This window comes from Christiangramia aquimixticola, from assembly GCF_048285835.1.
In the GTDB taxonomy this organism is placed as follows: domain Bacteria; phylum Bacteroidota; class Bacteroidia; order Flavobacteriales; family Flavobacteriaceae; genus Christiangramia; species Christiangramia aquimixticola.
In genome coordinates this window covers 1-276 of the sequence record NZ_JBLVTL010000365.1, presented here as the reverse complement: position 1 = coordinate 276, position 276 = coordinate 1, and the positions used below count along the sequence as shown (strand labels likewise).

The following is a 276-nucleotide window of genomic DNA, read 5'->3' as shown; positions in this document are numbered from 1 at the left end:
ATTTCAAGCGGATTCACAAAATAGCTTAGCATGGGACTGAGTTGGAAACTGATCTTGGGAGAAAATCTTCTCGCCAACATCACCTGCGCAGAATAGGCCAATCGATCCGAGAAATCAGGACGCTCCAAAGGTCCCAAAAAACGGTAGGGATTGCTTACCGCACCCATTCCACCAGCCACACTGACAGATAGAGGAATCTTATCATTCTGAGTTTGTTCCAGCAAGTGATACCTTCCATACAAGTTGTAAAATTTATCCCTGCTGCTCCGGGCAAAT

Annotated in this window: 1 protein-coding gene; it reads right to left on the bottom strand. The window is 45.7% G+C overall.

All coding sequences use genetic code 11. From position 1 onward, the window contains the following. The coding region (locus tag ACNKXV_RS14845) for a DUF5777 family beta-barrel protein (protein ID WP_417908466.1) at positions 1-276 on the bottom strand (276 nt) is incomplete at both ends.